The organism is Micromonospora sp. NBC_01405, assembly GCF_045040155.1.
Taxonomy (GTDB): Bacteria; Actinomycetota; Actinomycetes; order Mycobacteriales; family Micromonosporaceae; genus Micromonospora.
In genome coordinates, this window is sequence record NZ_CP109532.1 from 931,154 (window position 1) to 957,234 (window position 26,081).

General features: G+C 74.0%; 20 protein-coding genes and 1 pseudogene. 5 read left to right on the plus strand and 16 right to left on the minus strand.

The window, feature by feature from the left end; genetic code table 11:
• Positions 1-47: 47 nt before the first annotated feature.
• Positions 48-836 (minus strand): sporulation protein, encoded by a 789-nt coding sequence (locus tag OG559_RS03325; protein WP_350885214.1) that lies wholly within the window; start codon positions 834-836, stop codon positions 48-50.
• A gap of 255 nt (positions 837-1,091) precedes the next feature.
• Between OG559_RS03325 and sigB the strand changes: the two genes are divergently transcribed.
• On the plus strand, positions 1,092-2,096 hold the full coding sequence (gene sigB, locus OG559_RS03330) for an RNA polymerase sigma factor SigB (RefSeq protein ID WP_405112261.1): 1,005 nt from the start codon (positions 1,092-1,094) through the stop codon (positions 2,094-2,096).
• A gap of 67 nt (positions 2,097-2,163) precedes the next feature.
• Here the strand turns inward: sigB and OG559_RS03335 are convergent, their stop codons facing one another.
• The 3 genes from OG559_RS03335 to OG559_RS03345 all read right to left on the minus strand — a co-directional run bounded on the left by OG559_RS03335 (position 2,164) and on the right by OG559_RS03345 (position 6,863).
• A complete protein-coding gene (locus OG559_RS03335) occupies positions 2,164-4,722 on the minus strand; it encodes a GNAT family N-acetyltransferase (RefSeq protein ID WP_405112264.1) in 2,559 nt (852 codons plus the stop codon).
• 30 nt (positions 4,723-4,752) lie between these two features.
• Positions 4,753-5,934: an acetoin utilization protein AcuC gene (locus tag OG559_RS03340; protein ID WP_405112267.1), complete on the minus strand. Its 1,182-nt coding sequence runs from the start codon at positions 5,932-5,934 to the stop codon at positions 4,753-4,755.
• Between the two features lie 80 nt (positions 5,935-6,014).
• Positions 6,015-6,863 (minus strand): sulfurtransferase, encoded by an 849-nt coding sequence (locus tag OG559_RS03345; protein WP_405112270.1) that lies wholly within the window; start codon positions 6,861-6,863, stop codon positions 6,015-6,017.
• A 97-nt stretch (positions 6,864-6,960) separates the two neighbouring features.
• On the opposite strand from OG559_RS03345, the gene OG559_RS03350 reads away from it, so the two are divergent.
• The gene (locus OG559_RS03350) at positions 6,961-7,641 is read left to right on the plus strand and encodes a metal-dependent transcriptional regulator (protein WP_405112272.1); all 681 of its coding nucleotides are present in this window, start codon (positions 6,961-6,963) and stop codon (positions 7,639-7,641) included.
• A gap of 57 nt (positions 7,642-7,698) precedes the next feature.
• Here the strand turns inward: OG559_RS03350 and OG559_RS03355 are convergent, their stop codons facing one another.
• The 7 genes and pseudogenes from OG559_RS03355 to nrdR all read right to left on the minus strand — a co-directional run bounded on the left by OG559_RS03355 (position 7,699) and on the right by nrdR (position 15,154).
• Complete coding sequence (locus OG559_RS03355) at positions 7,699-8,250, minus strand: hypothetical protein (protein WP_405112275.1); 552 nt, start codon at positions 8,248-8,250, stop codon at positions 7,699-7,701.
• A 127-nt stretch (positions 8,251-8,377) separates the two neighbouring features.
• A complete protein-coding gene (locus tag OG559_RS03360) occupies positions 8,378-9,361 on the minus strand; it encodes an asparaginase domain-containing protein (protein WP_405112278.1) in 984 nt (327 codons plus the stop codon).
• Complete coding sequence (locus tag OG559_RS03365) at positions 9,358-10,014, minus strand: class I SAM-dependent DNA methyltransferase (RefSeq protein ID WP_405112280.1); 657 nt, start codon at positions 10,012-10,014, stop codon at positions 9,358-9,360. The genes OG559_RS03360 and OG559_RS03365 overlap by 4 nt, the downstream gene beginning before the upstream one ends.
• A gap of 51 nt (positions 10,015-10,065) precedes the next feature.
• The gene (locus tag OG559_RS03370; RefSeq protein WP_405112282.1) at positions 10,066-10,560 is read right to left on the minus strand and encodes a DinB family protein; all 495 of its coding nucleotides are present in this window, start codon (positions 10,558-10,560) and stop codon (positions 10,066-10,068) included.
• Between the two features lie 70 nt (positions 10,561-10,630).
• Positions 10,631-11,572, minus strand: a pseudogene (locus OG559_RS03375) (DUF2332 domain-containing protein); the annotation flags it as partial.
• A gap of 114 nt (positions 11,573-11,686) precedes the next feature.
• A complete protein-coding gene (locus tag OG559_RS03380) occupies positions 11,687-14,572 on the minus strand; it encodes a vitamin B12-dependent ribonucleotide reductase (protein ID WP_405112284.1) in 2,886 nt (961 codons plus the stop codon).
• 66 nt (positions 14,573-14,638) lie between these two features.
• Positions 14,639-15,154 (minus strand): transcriptional regulator NrdR, encoded by a 516-nt coding sequence (gene nrdR, locus OG559_RS03385; RefSeq protein WP_405112287.1) that lies wholly within the window; start codon positions 15,152-15,154, stop codon positions 14,639-14,641.
• Positions 15,155-15,730: 576 nt separating this feature from the next.
• Between nrdR and lexA the strand changes: the two genes are divergently transcribed.
• On the plus strand, positions 15,731-16,516 hold the full coding sequence (gene lexA / locus OG559_RS03390; protein WP_161688192.1) for a transcriptional repressor LexA: 786 nt from the start codon (positions 15,731-15,733) through the stop codon (positions 16,514-16,516).
• Between the two features lie 132 nt (positions 16,517-16,648).
• Here the strand turns inward: lexA and OG559_RS03395 are convergent, their stop codons facing one another.
• Both OG559_RS03395 and hflX read right to left on the minus strand, forming a co-directional pair.
• Entirely contained in the window at positions 16,649-18,364 is a 1,716-nt protein-coding gene (locus OG559_RS03395) for a hypothetical protein (RefSeq protein ID WP_405112290.1), read from the minus strand.
• Positions 18,365-18,561: 197 nt separating this feature from the next.
• Positions 18,562-20,016 carry a GTPase HflX gene (hflX, locus tag OG559_RS03400; protein WP_405112293.1) on the minus strand — a complete coding sequence of 485 codons (1,455 nt, stop codon included), beginning with the start codon at positions 20,014-20,016 and terminating at the stop codon, positions 18,562-18,564.
• Between the two features lie 206 nt (positions 20,017-20,222).
• Between hflX and OG559_RS03405 the strand changes: the two genes are divergently transcribed.
• Positions 20,223-21,689 (plus strand): NAD-dependent malic enzyme, encoded by a 1,467-nt coding sequence (locus OG559_RS03405; protein WP_405112296.1) that lies wholly within the window; start codon positions 20,223-20,225, stop codon positions 21,687-21,689.
• A gap of 85 nt (positions 21,690-21,774) precedes the next feature.
• Here the strand turns inward: OG559_RS03405 and dapF are convergent, their stop codons facing one another.
• The 3 genes from dapF to OG559_RS03420 are packed head-to-tail and all read right to left on the minus strand — an operon-like array spanning position 21,775 to position 24,318.
• Positions 21,775-22,611: a diaminopimelate epimerase gene (gene dapF, locus OG559_RS03410; protein WP_405112299.1), complete on the minus strand. Its 837-nt coding sequence runs from the start codon at positions 22,609-22,611 to the stop codon at positions 21,775-21,777.
• Positions 22,612-22,618: 7 nt separating this feature from the next.
• Positions 22,619-23,620: a tRNA (adenosine(37)-N6)-dimethylallyltransferase MiaA gene (gene miaA, locus OG559_RS03415; protein WP_405116343.1), complete on the minus strand. Its 1,002-nt coding sequence runs from the start codon at positions 23,618-23,620 to the stop codon at positions 22,619-22,621.
• Positions 23,545-24,318, minus strand: coding sequence for a class III extradiol dioxygenase subunit B-like domain-containing protein (locus tag OG559_RS03420; RefSeq protein WP_405112302.1), 774 nt, complete (start codon positions 24,316-24,318; stop codon positions 23,545-23,547). The genes miaA and OG559_RS03420 overlap by 76 nt, the downstream gene beginning before the upstream one ends.
• Positions 24,319-24,467: 149 nt before the next feature.
• On the opposite strand from OG559_RS03420, the gene OG559_RS03425 reads away from it, so the two are divergent.
• Entirely contained in the window at positions 24,468-25,676 is a 1,209-nt protein-coding gene (locus OG559_RS03425) for a DUF349 domain-containing protein (RefSeq protein WP_405112305.1), read from the plus strand.
• Positions 25,677-26,081 lie beyond the last annotated feature (405 nt).

A 26,081-nucleotide genomic window follows, 5' to 3' on the forward strand; every position in this document is an offset into this window, starting at 1 on the left:
ACTGTGCCCGTGCCGGGCCAGGGCCGGGGCCGTCCGCAGGAAAGGGGTCAGAAGAACAGGCCACGGCGTTGGACGGACTGGCGGAGCCAGCCGTCGAGCTGGGCGGCCCAGTCCGTGTTGTGTGCCGTGGCGTGGGGGACGGTGAAACGACCGAACGCGTCCCGGCCCTCGGTGAGGACGCCGCCCCGCTTGTCGATCTCCAGCACCACCTGCACCTGCTGCGGGTCGGTGACGAAGGTGACCTCCAGCTGGTTGATCGCCCGGGCGTACTGGGGCGCCGGGTAGAACTCGATCTCCTGGTAGAACGGCAGGGTCTGCCGTACCCCGTAGATGTGGCCCCGCTCGTTGTCGGCGCGGGCGAACCGGAAGCCCAGCCGCAGCAACGCCTCCAGCAGCGCCTCCTGGGCCGGCAGCGGATGCACCGCCACCGCGTCCAGGTCGCCCTTGTCCACCGCGCGGGCCACCTCCAGCTCGGTGCGCAGCCCCATCGTCATCCCGTGCAGGTGCTGCCCGTACAGCTCGGTCAGCGGCGTCTCCCACGGCACGTCGAAGCGGAAGGGCACGTCGTAGCGCTGCCCCGGCTCCAGCCGGAACGCCCCCGTCAGTTGGCGGCGCTGGAACTCCTGGGTGGTCTCGTAGTCGTTGTCACCGCTCTCCACCTCCACCCGGGTGACCAGACCCAACGCGACATACTCGACGTCCACCGGGTGCTCGCCGCCGGCCACGTGGACGGTGCCCTCCAACTGCCCGCCGGGGCGGCAGTTCGGGTTCGCCAGGATCGTCTCCACCGACGGGCCGCCCACGCCCATCGCCTGCATGAGCCGCTTGAAGACCACGACACGCTCCAGTCTCTCGGTGGTCGATCGCCGCCGCGGCGACCGACCGGGTGACCGGCCAGGACGGCCGACCGCTGGCACGGTAGCCGGGGTCGGCAAGCCACGGAGGCGCGGACACCCCAATTATCCGTGTCGGTTCCCCGATCGCCTCACTCCCGTTTCACGCCCGACTTGCCAGAGTGTGTGTCACCGGCGCCACTGGGCCGGTGAGACGGCACCGACGTGGACACGGGGAGAACAGAGATGGTCCTGCAGATGACCGAGAACCAGATCGGCCCGGCCGTCACCATCGACGCCGAGCTCGGCACCGACACCCTGACCGACCTGGACGCCACCGACGAGCGCGGCATCTCCACGGACCTGGTCCGGGCCTACCTCAACGGCATCGGGCGCACCAAGCTGCTCACCGCCGCGCAGGAGGTCGAGCTGTCCCGCCGGATCGAGGCCGGGCTCTTCGCCGAGGAGAAGCTGGCGACCTGCACCCCGGTGTCCACGGAGCTGCGGTCCGACCTGGAGCTGATCGTCGCCGAGGGCCGCGCGGCCAAGGACCACCTGCTCGAGGCGAACCTGCGCCTCGTCGTCAGCATCGCCAAGCGGTACACCGGCCGGGGGATGGCGTTCCTGGACCTGATCCAGGAGGGCAACCTGGGCCTGATCCGGGCGGTAGAGAAGTTCGACTACACCAAGGGCTTCAAGTTCTCGACGTACGCCACCTGGTGGATCCGGCAGGCGATCACCCGGGCGATGGCCGACCAGGCCCGCACCATCCGCATCCCGGTGCACATGGTCGAGCAGGTCAACCGGATGGTCCGGGCCCGCCGCGAGTTGGCCGTCACGCTGGGTCGCGAACCCATCGTCGCCGAGGTCGCCAGGGCCATGGGCGTCCCCGAGTTCCAGATCATCGAGCTGATCTCGTACGACCGGGAGCCGGTCAGCCTCGACCAGGCCGTCGGCGAGGACGGCGAGAGCGTCCTCGGCGACTTCGTCGCCGCCGTGGACCCGTCCGCCGGGCCGGGCGAGGCCGCCGCCGACGGCGAGCTGCGCAACGAGGTACGGATCGTGCTGGCCACCCTGTCCCAGCGGGAGCAGGCCGTCATCCGGCTCCGGTTCGGCCTGGACGACGGCCGGCAGCGCACCCTGGACGAGGTGGGCAGGGAGTTCGGCCTGTCGCGGGAGCGGATCCGGCAGATCGAGAAGGTGACGCTGCTGAAGCTGCGCGACCCGGAGCGGGCACAGCGCCTGGAGGCGTTCGCCTGCTGAGCGGTCGTGTCGCAAGGAGGGGCCCCGGCGGTTCGCCGGGGCCCCTCGCGCGTGGTGGCGCCGCCCCTCACAGCCGGCGGGGGCCGGTATCGGGGCGGGCGCCGGCGGCGCCGGTGCGGACGGTGGCGTGCAGCACGGAGACTCCGTCCGGGCGGGCCAGCACCGGGTTGAGGGTGAGCGAGCGGACCCGGGGCTGCTCGTCGGCGAGCCGACCGACCCGCAGCAGCAGCTCCGCCAGGGCAGCCCGGTCCACCGGGGCGGCCCCGCGGTGCCCGCGCAGCAGCGGCGCGGCCCGGGGCGTGTCGACCAGCTCGGCGGCGTCGGAGTCGGTCAGCGGCACCGCCCGCCAGGCCCGGTCGCCGAGCAGTTCGGTGGCGACGCCACCGAGTCCGAACCCGACCACCGGCCCGAACGCCGGGTCCTCCACCAGCTCCACCACGCAGGGCACCCCGGGCGGGACCATCGCCTGCACCAGGACGTCCGCGCCGAAGGCCGCCGCCATTTCCGCGTACGCCCGGCGGACGGCCTGTTCGTCGGCCAGGTCGAGGCGGACCGCGCCGAGGTCGAGGCGGTGCCGCAGCCCGGCCGCGGCGGCCTTCAGCGCCACCGGCCAGCCGAGCGCCCCGGCGGCGGCCACCGCCTCGTCGACCGAGCGCGCCGGCACGGAGGGCGCCACGTCGATCCCGTACGCGCCGAGCAGCCCGGCCGGATCGGCGCCGTCGGCCCGCAGCGCGGCCTGGGCGGCGGCGGGGTCGATCCGGGGCAGCTCGGGCAGCACGCCGGGTGGGCGACGCAGCCAGTCGGCGTACGTGGCGACCCGGCCCAGGGCGCGCACCGCCTCCTCCACGCTCGGGTACGCCGGCACCCCGGCCGGGGGCCGCCCGGCGAGGAACGTGGCCACCACCGGCCGGCCGGCGCCGAACGCACCGGGCAGAGCTGCGGCGAAGTCGGCCTCGGGGTCGGTGAGCTGCCCGGGCAGCGGCGGGGCGAAGACCGCGACGAGGGCGTCCACGCCGTCGTCGGCGGCGGCGACACCGAGCGCGGCGGCGAACTCGGCCGCCCCGGCCTGGGGCCCCACGTCGGACGGGTAGCCGGCGGCCACGGTCAGCCCCTGCGCGGCGCAGGCCGTGGCGGCCAGCCCGGTCAGTGCCGAGGAGTTGCCCACCACGCCGACCCGCCGGCCGGCCGGCAGCGGCTGGTGGGCCAGCAGCACGCCGACGTCGAGCAACTCGGCGACGGTGTCCACCCGGATCACCCCGGACTGGGCGAACAGGGCGCTGACCCCGACCGCGTCCGGGCCGGGGGCGTCGGCGTTCAGCCCGGGCGGGCGGGCCGGGGAGGCCAACGCCACCACCGGCTTGTCCCGGCCGATCCGCCGGGCCAGCCGGGCGAACTTGCGTGGGTTGCCGAACGTCTCCAGGTACAACATGATCGCGTCGGTGCCGGGGTCGTCCTGCCAGTACTGGAGCAGGTCGTTGCCGGAGACGTCGGCCCGGTTGCCGGCCGAGACGAAGCTCGAAACGCCCAGGCCCCGCCGGTGCGCCTCGGCGAGCAGGGCCACCCCGAACGCCCCGGACTGGCTGAAGATGCCCACCCGGCCGGGTGCCGGCAGCGCCGGGGCGAGGGTCGCGTTGAGGCGTACCGCCTCGTCGGTGTTGGCCACGCCGAGGCAGTTCGGGCCGACGACCCGCATGCCGGCGGCGTGCGCCGCGCGGACCAGGGCCCGCTGGGCCGCCGCGCCAGCCGGGCCGGCCTCGGCGAAGCCTGCGGAGATCACCACCAGGCCGTGCGCGCCGGCCGCCGCCGCATCCGCCACCACCGCGCCGACCGCCTCCGGGGCCACCGCGACCACCGCCAGGTCGATCGCCCGGCCGGCGTCGACCGCCGAGGGGTACGCGGGCAGCCCCGCCACCGTCGCCGCGCTCGGGTGCACGGGCACCACCGCCCCGGTGAACCCGCCGTCGCGCAGGTGCCCGAGCAGTGCCGCGCCGACGCCCTGGCCGGTGGCGCTGGCCCCGTACACGGCGACGCCCCGGGGGGCGAGCAGCCGGGCGATGGAGCGCGCCTCGGTGCGGTGCTCCCGGCCGCGCTGCACCTCCAGCGTCTGTTCGGTGGGAGCGATCGGGAAGCTGAGGTGCACCACGCCGTCGGCGTACTGGCGCTGGACCTGGTAGCCGAAGTCGGCGAAGACCCGCAGCATCGCCCCGTTGGCCGGGAGCACCTCGGCGACGAAGCGCACGATCCCGGCCCGCCGGGCGGCGTCGGCCAGGTGCTCCAGCAGCACCGAACCGATCCCCCGGCCCTGGTAGGCGTCCTCCACCACGAACGCGACCTCGGCCTCGGGGGCCTGCGGGCCGAGCCGCTCGTACCGGCCGACGGCGACGATCCGGTCGGCGGCCAGCACCACGAACGCCTCCCGGTCCCGGTGGTCGACCACCACGAACCGCCGCAGGTCCCGCTCCGGGATCCGCGGGTACGGCGAGAAGTAGCGCAGGTAGCGGGTGCGCTCGGAGAACCGCGAGTGCATCGCCACGATGCCCGGCGCGTCGTCCGGACGGATCGGCCGCAGCCCGACGGTCGTGCCGTCGCTGAGCAGCACGTCCACCGGCTGGTCGACAGTGGTCACGCCTTCGGTCCCCTCCCCGGGTGCGTCGACTCAGTCGCGCGGGTCGTGCGGATCGAGCCCGAGCAGCGGGAACACCGCCTTGCGGGTGGCCGCGACGGCCCGGTCCACCGCGTTCGGCTCGCCCGTCGGCTGCCACGGCTCGTACGCCGGGTCGACGTCGTCGGTCATCCGCAAGGGCACCTCCCTGCCGGGGCGGCGCTCGGCGGCCAGCCGCCGCCAACCCGGCGGGGTGGGCGTGGCGGGGTCGACCGGGTCGCCGGTGGCCACCGCCAGCAGGTGGGTCCACGCCCGTGGCACCACCTCGACCAGGGCGTACCCGCCGCCGCCGGTGGCCACCCAGCGGCCCTCGCACAGCTCGTCGGCGAGCGCCCGCAGGGCGATGTAGGTGGCCCGCTGCCCGTCGACGGAGAGGTGCAGGTCGGCGAGGGGGTCGATCCGGTGCCCGTCGGCGCCGCACTGGGTCACGAGGATCTGCGGTCGGAACGCGCGCAGCACCGACGGCACGATCGCGTGGAACGCGCGCTGCCAGCCGGTGTCGTCGACGCCGGGCGGCAGCGGCACGTTGACGGCGCTGCCCTCCGCGCCGGGGCCGCCGGTCTCGTCGGGGAAGCCGGTGCCGGGGAACAGGGCCAGCGGGGTCTCGTGCAGGCTGACCGTGAGCACCCGGGGGTCGTGGTAGAAGATCTCCTGCACGCCGTCGCCGTGGTGCACGTCCACATCCACGTACGCGACCCGCTGCGCGCCGAGGTCGAGCAGCCGGGCGATGGCGACTGCGGGATCGTTGTAGACGCAGAAGCCGGCGGCCCGGTCCGGCATGGCGTGGTGCAGTCCCCCGGCCACGTTGACCGCGCGCCGTGCCTCGCCCCGCCAGACCGCCTCGGCGGCGGCCACGGTGGCCCCGGCGATCAGCGCACCGGCCTCGTGCATCCCGTCGAAGACCGGGTTGTCGGAGGTGCCCAGCCCGTAGCCGGCGAAGAGCGGGTCCCGGGGAGCGATCCGCACCGCGTTCAGGTAGCGCGGGTCGTGCACCCGGGTGAGCAGGGCGTCGTCGGCCGGCGCCGGAGCGACCAGACGGACCCCGGGCCGGTCGAGAACGCCCAGCTCGCGGGCGAGCGCGACGGTCAGCTCCACCCGGACCGGGTCGAGCGGATGGTCACCCATGTCGTAGGCGAGCAGGGCCTCGTCCCACACCACCACAGTGTCCTCGGACATGGGCCCATCGTCGCACGAGCACCGACGGCGGCCCATCACACGCGCTGGCTCCGCAGCCGGTGTCTGCGCGGGACCTGCGGTCAGCCGCCGGTGGCGACGGGGCGGGACGGGTCGGCGACCCAGTTGCTCCACGACCCGACGTAGAGCGCGGCGTCCGGGCGGCCGGCGAGGTGCAGGGCGAGCACGGCCTGCGCGGCGGTCACCCCGGAGCCGCAGTACGCCCCGACCGGTGCGGCGGCGGTGACCCCGGCGGCGGCGAACCGGTCCCGCAGCACGGCTGCGGCGGGGAACCGCCCGTCCGGGTCGACGTACCCGCCGGCGGGCAGGCTCACCGCGCCCGGGACGTGCCCGGCCACGGGGTCGACCGGCTCGGTCTCGCCCCGGTAGCGCGCCCCGGCCCGCACGTCGAGCAGCACGCCGGAGCCGGCGGCGGCGAGCGCGGCGGCGGCACCGGTGTCCAGCACCGGCAGCTCCCCCGGCCGGACCGACACGTCGCCGGGCACCGGGGCGGGGACCTCGGTGGACACGGGCAGGCCGGCGGCCACCCAGGCCGGGAAGCCGCCGTGCAGCAGCCGCACCGGCCGGTGCCCGGCCCAGCGCAGCGTCCACCAGGCGCGGGCGCCGGCCACCCCGTCGCCGCCGTCGTACACGACGACGGGGTGACCGGCGCGGACGCCGGCGGCCCGCAGCGCGGCCTGGAGGGCGGCGGGGTCGGGCAGCGGGTGCCGGCCGGCGGCGCCGGGCGGCCCGCACAGCTCGGTGTCGAGGTCGACGAAGACCGCGCCGGGGAGATGGCCGGTGGCGTAGTCGTCGCGGCCGGGCGGGCCGGCGAGCCGCCAGCGGACGTCGAGCAGGGTGGGCGGGTCGGCGTGGTCGAGCGCGGCGGCGAGCCGGTCGGCCTCGACCAGCGGTTCCTCGGTACCGGACATGGTGTCCAGTCAACACCATCCGGGCAGCGACCTCGCGTTTCGCCGGAGAGCCTTGTCCGGCGTCCGGGGTAGCATCGACCTCTGGGAGGTCGCTGACGTGAATGACCTGGTCGACACGACCGAGATGTACCTGCGCACCATCCTCGAGCTGGAAGAGGAGGGTGTGCCGCCGCTGCGTGCCCGCATCGCCGAACGGTTGAGCCAGAGCGGCCCCACCGTCAGCCAGACCGTCGCCCGGATGGAGCGCGACGGGCTGCTCACCGTCGAGGGCGACCGGCACCTGATGCTGACCGCGCTGGGCCGCAGCGCCGCCGTGTCCGTGATGCGCAAGCACCGGCTCGCCGAGCTGCTGCTGGTCAACGTCATCGGAATGCCCTACGAGGAGGCCCACGAGGAGGCCTGCCGGTGGGAGCACGTGATGAGCGACGCGGTGGAGAAGCGGGTCTACGACCTGCTCAACCGCCCGACCCGCTCGCCGTACGGCAATCCCATCCCGGGCCTGGAGGCGCTGGGCACCCCGGAGGCGCCGGCCCACGGCACCGAGGGTGAGCGCAACCTGGCGTTCCCCGGGCTGTCCGGCCCGGTGGTGGTGCGGCGCATCTGCGAGAGCGTGCAGACCGACGCCGACGTGCTGCGCCAGCTGCACGCCGCCGGGGTCGACCCGGGCGCCACGGTGACCGTGGCCCAGGAGCGCGACGGCGTCTTCATCGACCGCTCCGGCGACCGGATCCGGCTGCCCCGCGAGGTCGCCTCCCGGGTGTTCGTCGCCGCCCACTGACTCCCCTGCCCTGACGCGCCCGGGTCGGCCCGTGCCGCCAGCCCACCCGGGCCGGGCTCACAGCGCTCGGGTGTCGACCGTCTGCGCCAGGCCGACGAGCCGTTCCGCCAGCTCCTCCACGGCGGCGCGGGTGGTGCCCTTCGGCAGCGTCCAGCGCAACGTGGCGAGCCGGTCCTCGGCTGCCAGCCAGCCGACCTCGGCGACCGGCCCGTGGCCGTCGGCGGCGGAGGCGGCCCGCCGGTAGCCGGCCCGGCCCAGCTTGCTGACCTCTCGGGCCCCGCCCGGCCGCACGTCGGCGGTGAAGCCCGCCACGTCGATCGAGGTGGCGCTGACGGTGAGCGCCAGTTCAGGCAGCAGCGCCTGCTCCGCGCGGACCACGCAGGTGTGCGTGTCACCGCGCGAGCTGGACGCCGCCACGTCGAACCGTTCCCCGGTGTGCTCCTCGATCACCGCGAAGTCCAGCAGCCGGCACGCGCCGCCCGAGGAGGCCGCCGGCACGTCGAGCACGACCGGTTCGGCCCGGGGCACCGCCACCGGCTCGGGGTCCTGGGCGACACACCCCGACACGGCCAGCACCGCAACGCCCGCGAGACAGATCCGGCCGCGCACGCCCCACCTCCGCCGTCCCCGGCGGGCTCCCGCCGGTTGTCGTCGGACACCGTACGGGCTGTCCGCGTCGGACGGAAGCCCTCAGTCAGGTCACGTACGGGCAGTGTCGGCAGCCGCCGGTCCGGGCTCAGCCGCGCCGGGCGAACGCGGCGGCGATTTCCGCCCGGTCCGCGCCCGCCGCGAGCAGCACGCGCAGCAGCACCTTCGCCTTGTACGGGTCGAGCAGCCCACCGTTGACCAGCCCACGCCGCTGAAGGTCGGTCTCCGACCCCACCGCCCCGTACGTGTGCCGCAGCACCGCCCCGGCCCCGGTGCGCGAGGTGAGTACCACCGGCACCCGCTCCGCCAGTTCTCCCAGCACCGGGGCGAGCGCGGGCGGGACGTGCCCGACGCCGAACCCGGCCACGACCACCCCGTCCCGGCCCCGGAACAGGCCGGTGACGAGGTCGGTGTCCTCGTCGAGGGTGACCGTGTGCAGGGCCACCCGGACCGCGTCGAGCCGGTCGGCGTCCACCCCGGGCACCGGGGGCAGCCGAGGCGGTCGGGTCAGCACCCGCACCTCCCCCTCCACGACGTGCCCGAGCGGCCCGGCGTTCGGTGAGACGAAGGCGCCGGTGCTGGTGCTGTGCGTCTTGCGGACCCAGCGGGCGGCGTGCACCTCGTCGTGACACGCGACCAGTGCCCCCAGGTCGCGGGCAGCCGGGGCGGCGGCCACCCGGGCCGCCGCGAGCAGATTCGCCGGGCCGTCCGCACCTGCGAGGGTGGGGTTGCGCATCGCGCCGGTGAAGACGAGCGGCTCCGGGTGTGGCCAGAGCAGGTCGGCCAGGAACACCGTCTCCTCCAGCGTGTCGGTGCCCTGGGTCACCACCACGCCGGCCGCGCCGCCGGCCACCGCCGACGACGCCGCGTCGACCAGGTCCAGGATCTGCCGGTACGTGAGGTCCGCGCTGGGCACCGCCCGCGTGTCGCGTACGTCGATCGGATGGTCGAGGTCGGCGAGGCCCGGCACGGCCGCGACCAGGTCGGCCCCGGTGAGCCGGGCGACCACCCCGCCCTCGGCGGACCCGGCCATCGCGATGGTCCCGCCGAGGGTGAACAGGACGACGGTCACCGCCCTGCCTCCCCGCCGGGCCGGCGGGCCAGCAGGTACGCCTGCGGGCCGCGCTCGTACCCCTCGGGCTCGCGGAGCAGGCGGGCCTGCACGGCGAACCCGGCCCCGGCGAGCTGCGCGGCGACCCGGTCCGGCGGCAGCCAGTGCACGTCGTAGGAGACGGTGTGGCCGTACGCCTGCTCGAGGCGGAAGCGCTCGTCGCCGGCCTTGAACGCGAGCACCAGCTCACCGCCCGGGGCGAGCACCCGGTGGAACTCGGCGAAGACCCCGGGGAGCAGCTCCGGCGGCAGGTGGATGATCGAGTACCAGGCGACCAGGCCGGCGAGGCCGGCGTCTGGCAGCGGCAGGTCGGTCATCGACCCGACGGCGAAGCGCAGCCCCGGCCAGGCGTCCCGGGCCACCGCCACCATCCCCGGGGACAGGTCGAGGCCCGCGACGTCCAGCCCCAGGTCGCGCAGGTGGGCGGTGATCCGGCCGGTGCCGCAGCCGACCTCGACGACCGGCCCCGCGCTGCCGACCAGCTCGGCGAAGGTGGCCAGCATCGCCCGCTCCAGCGGCTTGCCCGCCAGCTCGCCGTGCACCAGTCGGGCGTAGTCGACGGCCACCGTGTCGTACGCGGCGCGGGTCTCCCGCAGCCAGTCCGGTTCCCCCATGACCGGCCACCCTAGTCGCCGCCGGAACCGTCGTGGGGACGCCGGCGCGGGTCAGTCCGTCAGCACCAGCCACGCCCGGCCGTCGATCAGCTCCCGGGCGGCGTCGAGGTGCCCGGCATGGCAGGCGGTCTCGGTGATCACGTGCAGGACCGTCCGGCGCAGGGCGTGCGGGGGCAGGCCCGGGAAGACCTCCTCCGGCCACCAGACCGGGGCGGCGTCCAGGTCGGTGCCGGCGATCACCGCGTCGGCCAGCTCCGCCTCCCGCCGGTACAGATCGAGCACCGCCGCGGCCGGCGTCTCCGCGTCGACCCGCCAGGCGTCGGCCCCGGACTCCAGGTCGACGCGCTCGCCGGCGACTACGGCCCGGAACCAGAACCGCTCGACGTCGAGGGCGAGGTGGCGGACCAGCCCCAGACAGGACCAGCCGGACGGCAGCACCGGCCGGCGCAGGGCCTCCTCGGGCAGCCCGTCCAGGATCCCGAGCACGTGTTGGCGCTGCCCGTGAAGCGCCGCCAGCAGCGCCGTGCGCTCCTCATCGTGGGACATCCGGGCCCTCCGTTTCCGCGGGTACGCGCGCCGTCAGCTCGACGAACGGGCGGGACCGCCCAGCCTGGGCGAACCAGGTGACCGCCTGCCCGTGCGGGCGGGTCCAGGCCAGCGGCTCGCCGTCCAGCGCGAGCACGTTGTACAGCGCGTCGTCCGGCGGCTTCGGCAGCGCGTCGTGCCCCAGCACGTCCGGGGTCTCGTTGGCAACCCAGTGCCCGGGTAGGCCGCGCACCACCTCGACGAACGCCTCCCTGCGCGGCGGCGGCACCTGGTAGAGCACGGAGGTGTGGAACACCACCAGCGTCGCGCCGGCCGGCGCCCGCGCGGCCAGGGCCGGCAGGTCGTCCACCAGGTCGCCGCGGACCAGCAGCGGCGGATCAGTCGCGGCGACGGCCGCGGCGGCCCGCAACCGGGCGCGGCGGTGGGTGTGCTCGGGCCAGATGAGCGCGTCGAGCCAGGCGACGTCGGCCGGGTCGGTGACGTCGAGCGGGTTCAGGTCCAGGCCGGCCCGCCACACCACCTCGGGCCGGCGGGCCGGCGGCGCGGTTCCGGTGAGCGCGCAGTCGAGGACCGGCTCGCCCGCGCCGAGCAGGTGGCCGCCGTAGCGGTAGGCGTACCGGTCGGGGTAGAGGCAGAGCCCGGCGGACGCGCCGACCTCCAGCAGCGCGAGCGGCTGCGGCAGCGCGGCGAGCACCGGCAGCAGTACGGCGCACCGCCCGGCCTCGTTGGTCTGGGTGGCTCGGATGCGCAGCTCCGCCTCGATCGCCGGCCAGTGCGCCACCGCGAAGTCGCGAAAGGCGGCCGGGTCCTCGACCGGGCCGCCGAGGAACCGTACGACGCCGAACAGCAGGTTGGGCTGCCGCCTGGCCGGCGGGAGCGTGCCGAGCAGCGCGAGCACCCCGGCGTCGCGGGAGACCGCCAGGGCCAGGCGCTCGTACGCGGGCGACACGCCGTGCGCCTCGCGGGCGGCGAACTCGACGTAGCCGGCGGTGGTCGATAGGTATTCGTCAATCACCGGGACAGTGTAGGGAGGCACGGTGACATCGACTTGCCGCTTCCGTTGCCTGCGGCTGGTCCCGGCTCGCGAGCCCCGGGCGCGTCAACGCCCGGGGCTCGTTGCCTTCTGTCAGCTGCAACCGCTGGTGGAGCCGCAGCCCTCGCAGACGTAGCAGCTGCCGGCCGGGCGCATCTTCGTGCCGCAGGTGAAGCAGAGCGGCGCGTCGGCGGCCTTGCCGATCACGGCCTCCAGCAGTTCGGTGCTGGAGCCGACCGACGGGGCCGGCTTGGCGGCGGCGACGTCGGCCATCTCCTGCGCCGGCTGGGCGATCGGGCCGGTCTTCGTCTCCGGTGCCTCGACCGGGGCGGAGGAGGCCATCGCGGTCAGCTCCGCACCGGTGACCGCCGCGGTCTCCGCCTCCGCCTCGGCCCGCAGCTGGGCGGCCCGCTCCTTGGCGGTGAAGATGCCCAGCTCGGCGCGGCCCTCGTACGGCAGGAAGTCCAGGGCCAGGCGACGGAAGATGTAGTCCATCACCGAGGCGGCCATCCGCACGTCCGGGTCGTCGGTCATGCCGGCCGGCTCGAAGCGCATGTTGGTGAACTTGCTGACGTACGTCTCCAGCGGGACGCCGTACTGGAGACCGATGGAGATGGCCACCGAGAAGGCGTCCATCACCCCGGCCAGGGTCGAGCCCTGCTTCGACATCTTGAGGAAGACCTCGCCGAGGCCGTCATCGGGGTACGACGACGCGGTGAGGTACCCCTCGGCCCCGCCGACGGAGAAGCTGACCGTCTGCGACGGGCGCTTCTTCGGCAGCCGCTTGCGCACCGGGCGGTACTCGACGACCTTCTCGACCGTCTTCTCCGCCGCGACCGGAACCACGGCGGGCGCGATCGTCTTGTTCGGCTTGGCCACGGACAGCGGCTGGCCGACCTTGCAGTTGTCCCGGTAGATGGCCAGCGCCTTGAGGCCGAGCTTCCAGCCCTCGAAGTAGATCTTCTCGACGTCGGCGACGGTGGCCTGCTCCGGCATGTTGACCGTCTTGGAGATGGCGCCGGAGATGAACGGCTGGACGGCCGCCATCATCCGCACGTGCCCCATCGGCGCGATGGACCGCTCGCCCATGGCGCAGTCGAAGACCGGGTAGTGCTCCGGCTTGAGGCCGGGGGCGTCCACCACGTGGCCGTGGTCGGCGATGTGCTCGACGATCGCCTCGACCTGCTCCTCGGGGTAGCCGATGCTGCGCAGGGCGCGCGGGACGGTCTGGTTGACGATCTGCATCGAGCCGCCGCCGACCAGCTTCTTGAACTTGACCAGCGCCAGGTCCGGCTCGACGCCGGTCGTGTCGCAGTCCATCATCAGGCCGATGGTGCCAGTAGGTGCGAGCACCGCGGCCTGCGAGTTGCGCCAGCCGAACTTGTCGCCGATCTTGTTGCCCTGGGTCCACTGCTTGGTCGCCTCGCGGACGATCGCGGTGGCCACCGTGCTGGTGGGCTTGATCTCGTCGTTGGCGGCGGCGTGCTTGCGCATGACCCGCTTGTGCGGCTCGGCGTTGCGGGCGTAGCCGTCGTACGGGCCGACGATGCCGGCCAGCTCGGCCGAGCGGCGGTACGCGGTGCCGGTCATCAGCGAGGTGATCGAGGCGGCCACCGAGCGGCCCTGCTCCGAGTCGTACGGCAGGCCGGAGGCCATCAGCAGCGCGCCGAGGTTGGCGTACCCGATGCCGAGCTGCCGGTAGGCGCGGGTGGTCTCGCCGATCTTCTCGGTCGGGAAGTCGGCGAAGCAGATCGAGATGTCCATCGCGGTGATGACGAACTCGACGGACCTGACGAACTTCTCCACCTCGAAGCCACCGTCGGCGCGGAGGAACTTCATCAGGTTGAGCGAGGCCAGGTTGCACGAGGAGTTGTCCAGGTGCAGGTACTCCGAGCAGGGATTCGACGCGGTGATCCGGCCGGTTTCCGGGCAGGTGTGCCAGTCGTTGATGGTGTCGTCGTACTGCAGGCCGGGGTCGGCGCACTCCCAGGCGGCCTGCGCGATGGTGCGGAACAGCTTCTTGGCGTCGACGGTCTCGATGGTCTGCCCGTCGAGCCGGCCGCGCAGGTCGAAGCCGCCGTCGTTCTCCACCGCCGTCATGAACTCGTCGGAGACCCGGACGGAGTTGTTGGCGTTCTGGTACTGCACGCTGACGATGTCGGAGCCGCCGAGGTCCATGTCGAAGCCGGCGTCCCGCAGCGCGCGGATCTTGTCCTCCTCGCGCGCCTTGGTGACCACGAACTCCTGGATGTCCGGGTGGTCGACGTCGAGGATGACCATCTTGGCCGCGCGCCGGGTGGCGCCGCCGGACTTGATGGTGCCGGCGCTCGCGTCCGCGCCGCGCATGAAGCTGACCGGGCCGGAGGCGTTGCCGCCGGAGGAGAGCAGCTCCCGGGAGGAGCGGATGCGGGACAGGTTGACCCCGGAGCCGGAGCCGCCCTTGAAGATCAGCCCCTCCTCCTTGTACCAGTCGAGGATGGAATCCATCGAATCATCCACAGACAGGATGAAACACGCCGAAACCTGCTGGGGCGACGGCGTGCCGACGTTGAACCAGACCGGCGAGTTGAAGCTGAACACCTGGTGCAGCAGCATCCAGGTCAGCTCGTGGGCGAACGCCTCGGCGTCGGCCGGGGTCGCGAAGTAGCCGTGCTCCTCGCCCGCCTTGCGGTAGGTGCTGACCACCCGGTCGATGAGCTGCCGCAGCGACCACTCCCGATCCGGGGTGCCCACCGCGCCCCGGAAGTACTTCGTGGTCACGATGTTGGCCGCGTTGACGCTCCAGGACTCGGGGAACTCCACCCCGCGCTGCTCGAAGTTGATCGAGCCGTCCCGCCAGTTCGTCATCACGACGTCGCGACGCTCCCACGCCACCTCGTCGTACGGGTGGACCCCGTCGGTCGTCCACACCCGCTCGATCTTGAGGCCCGCGCCGGCCTTCGTCCGCGTCCGGCTGGCTGTCACGCCGTCCCCCGCCATCTCATCCGCCCCCTCGTCTGCGCGGTCACCCGCCGCGCGTCGCACTGTCAGCAATTCAGGAAAAGCTCAAACGGTACGGTCGGCGGCCCCCGCCGCCGACCCGGCGTCGCCGTCCGCCCCGGCGCCCTCCCGGGCGCGGGCGGCGGCGCGCAGCGTCTCGATCTCGCGCTCGAAGTCGGTCAGCGAGTCGAACGAGCGGTAGACGCTGGCGAAGCGGAGGTACGCCACCTCGTCCAGGTCCCGCAGCGGGCCGAGGATCGCCAGCCCCACGTCGTGGCTGGGGATCTCGGCGGCCCCCTTGGCCCGGATGGTCTCCTCGACCTTCTGGGCGAGCAGTGCGATGGAGTCGTCGTCGACCGGCCGCCCCTGGCACGCCTTGCGCACCCCACCGCCGATCTTGGTACGGCTGAACGGCTCGGTCACCCCGCTGCGCTTGACCACCGCGAGCACCGCCTCCTCGACGGTGGTGAACCGCTTGCCGCACTCCGGGCAGGACCGCCGCCGGCGGATCAACTGGCCGTCGTCGGCCTCCCGCGAGTCGACGACCCGGGAGTCGGCGTGCCTGCAGTACGGGCACCGCATCGCCTGACCTCCTTCGTCGACGGCGGGCACACCGGGCGCACCCCCGGACGCACGGAACCGCGGCGCCGGCCCTGTGTGGGGCCGCCACCGGGTGCGGCAGCAGGGAGTGCGGTCGGTAGTTGAACCCAACCTGTAGGCAACTTACGCCCATGTGACTACTACATCTAGGGGTCGACCGTATGCGTCCGGCGGACCGAAATCAAGTTCGCCGACCCGCCCGGCGCGTCATCAGGATCACGTCCCACACTCCCCCTCACCGGCTCGCCGAAAGCCCCAACGCGGGACCGCTCCCCCTGGTCACGGCCGACCCACCGAGGGCGGGAAACCGCAGGCAGGGTACGCGGGAACTCGAACTGATGTTCGAGAGCCGCGTACCGTTTACCAGAACAGGCGTTCGGATTTCCCGGTTTCCCGCTCCGACACGCCGACGAAGGTCGTACAGATGTTTGAAAATGACCGATCCCACCTATACGGTCAAGAACAACCGGACGCGGCGGGTTCCGCCCCGCCCGGTCGCCACACCCCGCACGCACCACGAGCCGCCGAGGCACCCAGCGCCGACCAGGGAGGACGGACGTGACCGAGGACCGGGCCAGCCGGCCGAAGAACCCGCAGCAGATCGCCGAGGCGGGTCCGCCGGCCACTCGGCGCCCCCGCGCCGCGCGCAGCCGGACCGGGCAGCCGGCCGTGCGAGCGGTCACCCCGGTGGTCAGCAGCTTCCCCGACCCGGCCACGGTCGACCTCACCGCCCGGCAGCGCCGCATCCTGGAGTTCATCCGCACCTGGGTCGATCGGCACGGATACCCGCCGAGCGTGCGGGAGATCGGCGAGGCCGTCGGGCTCGTCTCCCCGTCCAGCGTCGCCTACCAGCTCAAGGAGCTGGAGAAGAAGGGCTTCCTGCGCCGCGACCCGAACCGGCCGCGTGCGGTGGACGTCCGGGCCCCCAGCGACATGATCGACGACGAGGCGTCCCGCTCGCAGCGGCCCACCCCGGCGTACGTGCCGATGCTGGGCCGGATCGCCGCCGGTGGGCCGATCCTCGCCGAGCAGGCGGTGGAGGACATCTTCCCCCTCCCCCGCGAGCTGGTCGGCGAGGGCGAGGTCTTCATGCTCCAGGTCAAGGGCGACTCGATGCTCGACGCCGCGATCTGCGACGGGGACTGGGTGGTGGTCCGGCAGCAGCCGACCGCTGACTCCGGCGAGATCGTCGCGGCGATGCTCGACGGAGAGGCGACGGTGAAGACCTACCGCCACCGGGACGGCCACGTCTGGCTGATGCCGCAGAACCCGGCTTTCGACCCGATCCCCGGCGACGACGCCACCATCATGGGCCGGGTCGTCGCCGTCCTGCGCCGGATCTGACCGCTGACGGGCAGCGGTCGCCCCGGCGGCCGTTGCCCGGGTCCATCGCCCCGGCGAAGCCTCAGCGAGGGATCGTCGACCACGCCGTTGGCGACCGGTGCCCGCGTCGGGACCGATCAATAGGCGGATCCGTCAGTAGCGGTCGCCGCGGTGCCCGCGACCGCTACCGGGCGCCTGGCCGCCGTAGCCGCCCCGCCCGTCGTCGCCCCGCCCGTCGTCGGGCCCGCCCTCGCCGCGCCGACCCGCACGGGAGTCGCGCGGGTCCCGGGGGTCCCGCCCCCGCCGGGGCGGCTCGGCCCGCCCGCCGCCGTACACCCCGCCACGCACCGGCCGGCTGTCCCGGCCGGGCTGGCCCCCGCCCGGAGGCTGCCCGCCTGCGGGCTGGTCGCCGCCGTAGACGCCACCACCGCCCGGTCGGCCACCGCCGCCGTAGACCCCGCCACCCTGGGGCCGGCCACCGCCGTCGCCGGGGCGGCCACCGCCTGCGGGCCGGCCACCGCCGCCGTAGACCCTGCGGGAGGGGCCCTGGGCCGGGCCGCCGGCAGCCGGGCCCTCGCCGTACACACCGGCGGCCGGCGCGCCGCCGTAGACCCCGCCGCGCGAACGGTCCCCGCCCGGCGGCGGGCCGTCGGCGGGGTGGCCGTAGCCGGGCTCGTCCGGGCCGTCGTCCAGCGGGAACTCGTCCCGCTCCGGCACGTCCTGGCGGGCCTTCGGACCGCCGGCCGGCGCGGGGCGCTTCCGCGCCCGCACGATGCCGAGGATGCCCGCGCCGACCATCAGCGCGCCGATCACGCCGACCGCGGCGATCAGGTACGTGATCTGGTCGAGGCTCAGCCCTTCCATCCAGGACTTCTCCGCCGCGGGCTTGGGCGGGCCGGCGTCGCCACCGGTCAGCGCCTCGGCGCCGGTGGTGGAGGGGGCGTAGCCCAGGATGTCGATCGGGTCGTCCGGGGCCAGCTCACCGCCGTCGGAGACCGTGACGAACGACTTGCCGTCCGGGGTGTAGGAGATCGCCTCGCCGAACGGGTCCGTCAGCGGGGTCACCCGGGGCTTGCCGCCGGTCAGCGCCCCGACGATGTCGCCGTTCGACACGTCGTACTCGAAGGCGTCCGCGTACGTGCGCAGCACGACCTTCGTGCCGTCGGGCGAGCGGGCGGCACCGGTGACGGCGACCCGGCCGAATATGTTCAGCACGTTCGGGGTGTTCGTCTTCGGCAGCGACACCTCGCCGACCCTGGCCATCGGCACCGGTTCGGTTTCGCCGGTCCTGAGCTTGCCCGACGGGGTGAAGATCTCGGCCTTGCCGCTGACCACCTTGGTGATGATCAGCGGCTTGCCGTCGTCGCCGATCAGCAGCGCCTCGGCGTCGTGCGGCTTGTTCTCGGGGTAGGCGAGCCGGTGCAGCACCGGCTTGGCCGACCCGTCGGCCGGCATGCTCCACACCGCCACCCGCTCGCGCCGCTGGGCACTGGAGAGGTTGTCGCCGATGTCGGCGATCCACAGCTTCTCGCCGTCCGGCGAGAGCGCGAGGTCCTCGGTGTCGAGCGGGCCCTTCCCCGAGTAGCGCACCGGCTCCCTCGCCAGCTTGCACTTGGTGTCGAGGAAGAACACCCGCTTGTGGCTCTCGACGTCGGTGCCGTCGTTGACCACCACGTATCCGCTCTTCGTGGCCACCAGGCCGGAGAGCTCCCGCAGCCGCTCGTCGACGATCGTGCAGCGCTTCTTGCCGGGAGTCGGCTCGGGTGCGGCGGCCGCCGGAGCGGGCGCGGCCAGGGCGGATCCGGAGAGCGCCACGATCGCCCCGAACAGGCCGAGGGCAACCGTGACCGAGGAAACAGCGCGGCGCATGGGGCTCAGTGTCGCATGCCACGTGAATACCGGAGTCACGCCGGGACGCCGACGTTGAGTCGCCACTCACGACCGGACGGCACGGACCCGGGCCAGCAGGCACTACCCGGCCGACGCCGATCCGGCGCGCCGGCTGGGACGTCGCCCCGCGGAGGTGCCGCGATCCCCGGGGCCGGCATTCCGGCCCCGGGGGTCACTCAGCGGGTGGGGACGGCGACGAGTGACTCCTCCGCGGCGTACGGGGCGAGCTCGGCGGCGAGCGCCTCACCGACCCGCACGTGCAGCAGCGTTCCCTCGGGCAGGTGGGCGGTGCTGAGCACCTCGCCCTGCCGGTGCACCCGGGCCACCAGGTCACCCCGGTCGTACGGGAGCACCGCGCGGACCTCCACCGCCGGGCTGGGCAGCCGCTCCTCGATGGCCGCCCGAACCTCGTCGATCCCCCGCCCCGAGCGGGCCGAGGCGAAGACGGCGTCCGGCCAGAGCCGCTTGAGCCGCAGCAGGGTCTCCTCGTCGGCCGCGTCGGTCTTGTTGATCACCAACAACTCGGGCAGCCGGTCGGCGCCCACCTCGGCGAGCACCTCGCGGACCGCCCGGACCTGCTCCTCCGGGTCCGGGTGGGCGCCGTCGACGACGTGTACCACCAGGTCGGACCCGGCGACCTCCTCCAGGGTCGAGCGGAACGCCTCGACGATCTGGTGCGGCAGGTGCCGGACGAAGCCGACGGTGTCGGAGAGGGTGTAGATGCGGCCGTCGGGGGCGGTGGTCTTGCGGGTGGTCGGGTCCAGGGTGGCGAACAGCGCGTTCTCCACCAGCACTCCGGCCCCCGTCAGCCGGTTGAGCAGGCTGGACTTGCCGGCGTTGGTGTAGCCGGCGATCGTCACGGCCGGGACGGCGTTGCGGGCGCGGCGGGAGCGCTTGGTCTGGCGTACCGTCTTCATGGCCTTGATCTCCCGGCGCAGCCGGGAGATGCGGTGCCGGATGCGACGCCGGTCGGTCTCCAGCTTGGTCTCACCGGGACCGCGCACGCCCACGCCGCCGCCCGCGCCGCCGCCGCGGCCGGAGCCACCGGTCTGCCGGGACAGCGTCTCGCCCCAACCGCGCAGCCGGGGCAGCAGGTATTCGAGCTGGGCCAGCTCGACCTGTGCCCGGCCCTCCTTGCTCTTGGCGTGCTGGGCGAAGATGTCCAGGATCAGCGCGGTGCGGTCGACCACCTTGACCTTGGTGCGCTGCTCCAGGTTGCGGAGCTGGGACGGGGACAGCTCACCGTCGCAGATCACCGTGTCGGCGCCGGAGGAGAGCACCATCGACCCGAGGTCGTCGACCTTGCCCCGGCCGATGTACGTCGCCGGGTCGGGGCGGTTGCGGCGCTGGATCAGCCCCTCCAGCACCTGCGAGCCGGCCGTCTCGGCCAGCGCCGCCAGCTCGGTGAGGGAGTTCTCGGCGTCGGTCTGGCTGCCCTCGGTCCATACTCCGACGAGGACGACCCGCTCCAGCCGGAGCTGGCGGTACTCGACCTCGGTGACGTCGGTGAGCTCGGTGGAGAGGCCAGGGACCCGCCGCAGCGCCTGCCGCTCCGACAGCTCGAACCCCCCGGTGGTGGTGGCGTCGAATTCGTCGTCTGGAAGGGGTACGTAGGTCTCCTGGTCGCGCAAGTGCGCCTCCCTGTCCGTTCTGTAGCGAAGCGACGGCTTTCCGTCGCGTACGAGCAATCCTGACATGTGACAACGTCGAACGCACCTGCTATATGCCCGTTGCCTGGACCACCAAAAGTGGGGGCGAATGCGACGCGACCGGTGCGGGCGAGTAGAAATGCGGGGCGACACACGACCGGCCGATCAGCGTTGACGGAGGCATTCCCGTGGCCATCACCCGACTTCCTAGTGCCGGGTTCTCGATCACCATCCGGATCGCCGTGCCCGCGGACGCCTCCTCGATCGGCCGGCTCACCACCTCCGTCGGCGAGGCCGGGGCGATCGTCACCGCGCTGGACGTGGTCGACTCCGACCCGACCCACGTGCTCGTCGACCTGACCTGCGACACCGCCGACACCGGCCACGCCGACCAGGTGGTCGACGCGCTCACCGCGCTCGACGGGGTGGACGTCCGCAAGGTCTCCGACCGCACGTTCCTGCTGCACCTCGGCGGCAAGATCGAGGTCAGCTCGAAGGTGGCGCTGCGCAACCGTGACGAGCTGTCCCGGGCGTACACCCCGGGGGTGGCCCGGGTCTGCATGGCGATCGCCGAGAACCCGGCGGACGCCCGCCGGCTGACCATCAAGCGCAACACGGTCGCGGTGGTCAGCGACGGCTCGGCCGTGCTCGGCCTGGGCAACCTCGGGCCGGCCGCGTCGCTGCCCGTGATGGAGGGCAAGGCGGCGCTGTTCAAGCGCTTCGGCGGGGTGGACGCCTGGCCGGTGGTGCTGGACACCCAGGACACCGACGAGATCGTGGCGATCGTCAAGGCGATCGCGCCCGCGTACGGCGGGATCAACCTGGAGGACATCGCCGCGCCGCGCTGCTTCGAGATCGAGGCCCGGCTGCGCGAGCTGCTCGACATCCCGGTCTTCCACGACGACCAGCACGGCACCGCGATCTGCGTGCTGGCCGCGCTGACCAACGCGCTGCGCGTGGTGGGCAAGCAACTCGCGGACGTCCGGGTGGTCGTCTCCGGCGCCGGCGCGGCCGGCACCGCGATCATGAAGCTGCTGCTGCGGCAGGGCGTCGGCGACATCATCGCGTGCGACCGCCAGGGCGCCCTGCACCCCGGCCTGAGCGGGCTCAACCCGGCCTGGCAGTGGCTGGCCGAGAACACCAACAAGGAGAACTACTCCGGCGACCTGCCCGGGGCGGTACGCGGCGCGGACGTGTTCATCGGCGTCAGCGCGCCGAACCTGCTCACCGGCGACGACATCGCCACCATGGCCAAGGACTCGATCGTCTTCGCGCTGGCCAACCCGGACCCGGAGGTCGACCCCCGGGAGGCGCGCAAGCACGCCGCCGTGGTGGCCACCGGCCGCTCCGACCAGCCGAACCAGATCAACAACGTGCTCGCCTTCCCGGGCGTGTTCCGGGGCATGCTGGACGCGCACGCCGAGGAGTTCACCGAGGAGATGGCGATCGCCGCCGCCCGGGCGATCGCGGACGTGGTCGGTGAGGAAAAGATCAACCCGACGGTCATCGTTCCCAGCGTCTTCGACTCCCGGGTCGCCCCGGCGGTCGCCGCCGCCGTCCGCGCCGCCGCCCAGTCCCCGGCCCCGCCTCCCGCCGCCGATCCGGGCCCCGCCGACCTCCCGGAAATCGCCGCCACCGCCAGCGCCACCCCCTGACCCCTGCTGGGGGCGCATTGATCAAGGGTTTTGCGTCAGCCGGGTTGCCGGATCTGACGCAAACCTCGTGATCGGCCCCGGGCTTTTATCCGGGAAGGGTGACTGTGCCGGTGGCGATCAGGAGGGCTGGGCCGGCGAGCCAGCAGGAGTCGTCCGTCACCGTGACCGTGAGGCGGCCGCCGGGGACGTCGACCGTCGCCGTGCCGGTGTCCCGGCCGGCGTCGCGCAGGGCGACCGCGGCGACCGCGCACGCGCCGGTGCCGCAGGACAGCGTCTCGGCGGACCCCCGCTCGTAGACCCGCATGAGCACGTGGACGTCGGTGCCGCCGACGGGGTCGCCCGGCGCGGTGAACTCGACGTTCACCCCGGAGGGGAAGATTCCGGCGTCGAACACCGGCGCCCGGGTCAGGTCCAGGCCGGCCAGGTCCAGGCCGCCGGGGAGGACGCAGACCAGGTGCGGGTTGCCGACGTCCACGGCGGTGCCCGGCAGGGTCAGCCCGCCCAGGGCTGCGGTCGCCACGTCGTACAGCCGGGGGCGGCGCATCTCGACCGAGACCGTGTCGCCCTCGACCAGCGCACGCACGACGCCGGCCCGGGTGGCCACCGGCAGCGCCGCGCCGGACGGCGCGGCCAGCCCGGTCTCCAGCAGGTAGCGGATGAAGACCCGGGCGCCGTTGCCGCACATCTCGGCGACCGACCCGTCGGCGTTGCGGTAGTCCATGAACCACTCGGCGTCGCCGGCGAGGGCGGCGCCCTCGGGGTGCTTGGCGGCCCGCACCACCCGCAGGACGCCGTCCGCGCCGAGGCCCCGCCGCCGGTCGCACAGCGCGGCGACCATCCCCGGGGTCAGGTCGAGCGCGCCGTCCGGGTCGGGAAGGATGACGAAGTCGTTGCCGGTGCCGTGCCCCTTGGTGAACTCCACGCCCCCATCATCGCGCAGCGGCGGGAACGAGACGCAGGGCGTCGGCAACCAGGCCCGGCGCTGCGGAGTCCAGCCAGTTGATCCGGGGATCGCGGCGGAACCAGGAGCGCTGTCGGCGGACGAACCGGCGGGTGGCCCGGACCGTCTCGTCGTGCGCCCCACTCTCGGTCAGCTCCCCGGCGAGCAGGCGCAGCACCTGCTGGTAGCCGAGCGCCCGGCTGGCCGTGCGGCCCTCGCGCAGGCCGCACCCGACCAGGGCCCGGGTCTCGGCGACCAGACCGTCGGCCCACATCCGGTCCACCCGCAGTGCTATCCGCTCGTCCAGCGCCGTGGTGTCCAGGTCCACCCCGAGCTGCACGGACGGGTAGTACGGGGTGGGTTCGGGCAGGGACGCGGTGAACGGCGCCCCGGTCAGCTCGATCACCTCCAGGGCGCGGACGATCCGCCGGCCGTTGCCGGGCAGGATGCCCGCGGCCGCGGCCGGGTCCGCCGCGCGCAGCCGCGCGTACAGGGGGGCCGGGCCGGCCTCGGCCAGCTCCGCCTCCAGCCGCTCCCGCACGACCGGGTCGGTGCCGGGGAACTCGAATCGCTCCAGCACCGCCCGCACGTACAGGCCGGAGCCGCCGACCAGCAGCGGCACCCGGCCCCGGGCCAGGACGTCGTCGACCGCCGCGCGGGCCAGCCGCTGGTACTCGGCGACGCTGGCCGGCTCGGTCACCTCCCAGATGTCGAGCAGGTGGTGCGGCACGCCCTCCCGCTCGGCCGGGGTGAGCTTCGCGGTGCCGATGTCCATCCCCCGGTAGAGCTGCATCGAGTCGGCGTTGACCACCTCGCCGTCGAGGGCGTGCGCGAGGGCGATGCTCAGCGCGGACTTCCCGGCGGCGGTCGGCCCGACCACCGCCACCACCGTGCCGGGCGGGACGCCGCCCGCGCTCACGCCGGCTCCCAGTTGGCCACGAGGTAGGCGACGCCGTAGGGCGCCTCGTGGTGGCCCAGTTCGCCGCGCCAGTCGCCGCCCGCCGCACGGACCGCGCCGGCCAGCACCTGCCAGGGCGCCCGGCCGGCGGCGCTCAGCTGCGCCGACAGCGCCGGGTCGAGGCCGAGCAGGGCCTCGGCGTCGGCGTCGGCCAGGGCCCGGGCCACCCCGTCGTCGTACGCCTGCGCGCGCGGGTCGTCGTAGCCGGGCGCCTTCGTCCCGCGGCACGCCGACCCGTCCCCCAGCACCAGCAGCGCCACCCGGTGGTCCGCCGCCGCCCCGACCAGTTCGGCGCCGACCCGGGCGCACTCCTGCGGGGGCGCGTCGGCGGCGATCGCGTGCGCGAACCGGGGCAGCCCGGTGCCGGAGCGGCCGAGAAGCCACGCGCCGATCGTCAGGCTCAGCGGGAGGCGCTCACCCCCCGCGCAGTTGACCCGCCACAGCCGCACCTGCCGGTCCACCCCGTACGCCCGCAGCGAGCCGTGGTCGGCGGACCGGAACGACAGGGTCGCCGGCCCGGCGCCGACCAGCACGATCGCCTCCGGCCCGGCGGCGAGCAGCTTGGCCACGGACGCGGCGCAGGCGGCGCGGAGTTCGTCCAGCTCGCCGGCGGCGGCGCCGGCCACTTCCGGCACGAGCAGAGGCGGATGGGGGCAGACGGCGGCGGCGACCAGGGGCACCCGTTCACCGTAGCCGGACCCGCCGGTGCGTCCCCGCGCCGATCCGGTCATCCGGCTCTAGGACACCGTATGGTCACGGTCGACGACAGGCGCTCGACGCGGACGGGGGCGGACCTGTGACAATGCCGGGAGTAACTTGCTGCGCCGTGGCGGCGATCGCGGGCTTGTCCCGTCGACGCCGGGAGATCGAGGATGGGCACATGAGCGACTGGACGGCCTTCGGACGGGTGGACGCGGACGGCACCGTGTACGTCAAGACCGCCGAGGGCGAGCGGGTGGTCGGATCCTGGCAGGCGGGAGCCCCTGAGGAGGGGCTGGCCCATTTCGCCCGCCGCTTCGCGGACCTGGTCACCGAGGTGAACCTGACCGAGGCACGGCTCAACTCGGGCGCGGCTGACGCCGGCGGATCGCTGACCACCATCCGCCGGATCCGCGCCTCGCTCGCCGAGGCGCACGTCGTCGGCGACATCGACGCGCTGGTCGCGCGGCTGGACAAGCTCGCCGTCGTCGCCGAGGAGAAGGCCGGCGAGGCCCGCGCCGCCAAGGACGCGGCCCGGGTCGAGGCGCTGGCCCGCAAGACCGCCCTGGTGGAGGAGGCGGAGAAGCTGGCCGCCGAGTCGACCGGCTGGAAGACCGCCGGCGACCGGCTCAAGGAGATCCTCGACGAGTGGAAGACCGTCCGCGGGGTCGACAAGAAGGCCGACGGTGAGCTGTGGAAGCGCTTCGCCGCCGCGCGGGACGCCTTCACCCGCCGCCGGGGCGCCCACTTCGCCACCCTGGACGCTGAGCGCAAGCAGGCGCAGCAGGTCAAGGAGGAGCTGGTCGCCGAGGCGGACAAGCTGAAGGAGTCCACCGACTGGGCGGCCACGGCCAACCAGCTCAAGGACCTGATGACCCAGTGGAAGGCGGCCCCGCGCGCCTCCAAGGAGGCCGAGCAGAAGCTCTGGGAACGGTTCCGGGCGGCCCAGGACGCCTTCTTCACCCGGCGCAGCGAGGTTTTCTCGGCCCGGGACGACGAGCAGCGGGGCAACCTGGAGCGCAAGCAGGCGCTGATCGCCGAGGCGGAGGCGCTGAACATCGACAGCGACCCGAAGGGTGCCCAGGCCAAGCTGCGGGACATCCAGGCGCAGTGGCACGAGGCCGGCCGGGTTCCTCGGGAGGCGGCTGCCGGGCTGGAGCGCCGGCTGCGTGCGATCGACGACAAGGTCCGCGAGGTGATGGACTCCGCGTGGCGGCGGACCACCAAGGAGGACAACCCGCTGCTGACCCAGATGCGGGTGCAGGTCGCCGAGGCCGAGGAGCGGCTGGCCCGGGCCCAGGCCGCCGGCGACGCCCGGCGGGTCAAGGATGCCGAGCAGGCGCTCTCCTCGAAGCGCCAGTTCCTCCAGCTCGCCGAGCAGGCCGGCTGAGCCCAGCAACTCCGGGAGCCCCCGGTCCCACCACGGGACCGGGGGCTCCCGTCTGTCTCACGCACCCACCACCCCCAAGCTCCCCGCAAATTCAGAGAAAGAGTGGCCTCGCCAGCCCGCTAGGCCACTCTTTCTCTGAATTTGCGCGGGTGGCACCCGGGGGTGGGGGTGGGGGTCGGCGGCTTTGCCGGGCAGCTCGGGGACCGCACAGGCGGGACTTTACATCGATAGACATCTGTGCTTACATCAGGAAAGCGCTTACCTGCTACCGATGGTGGCGCCAGCACGGGAGCCGCTTCTCACTCCAGGGGCAGTCCACACCGGCGGGGCACGGGTCACCGTCCCCGGCCGACCCCGGCGCCACCGGGTAGGCGCCAGGCGATCGGCCGACGGCCCGCGCACCCG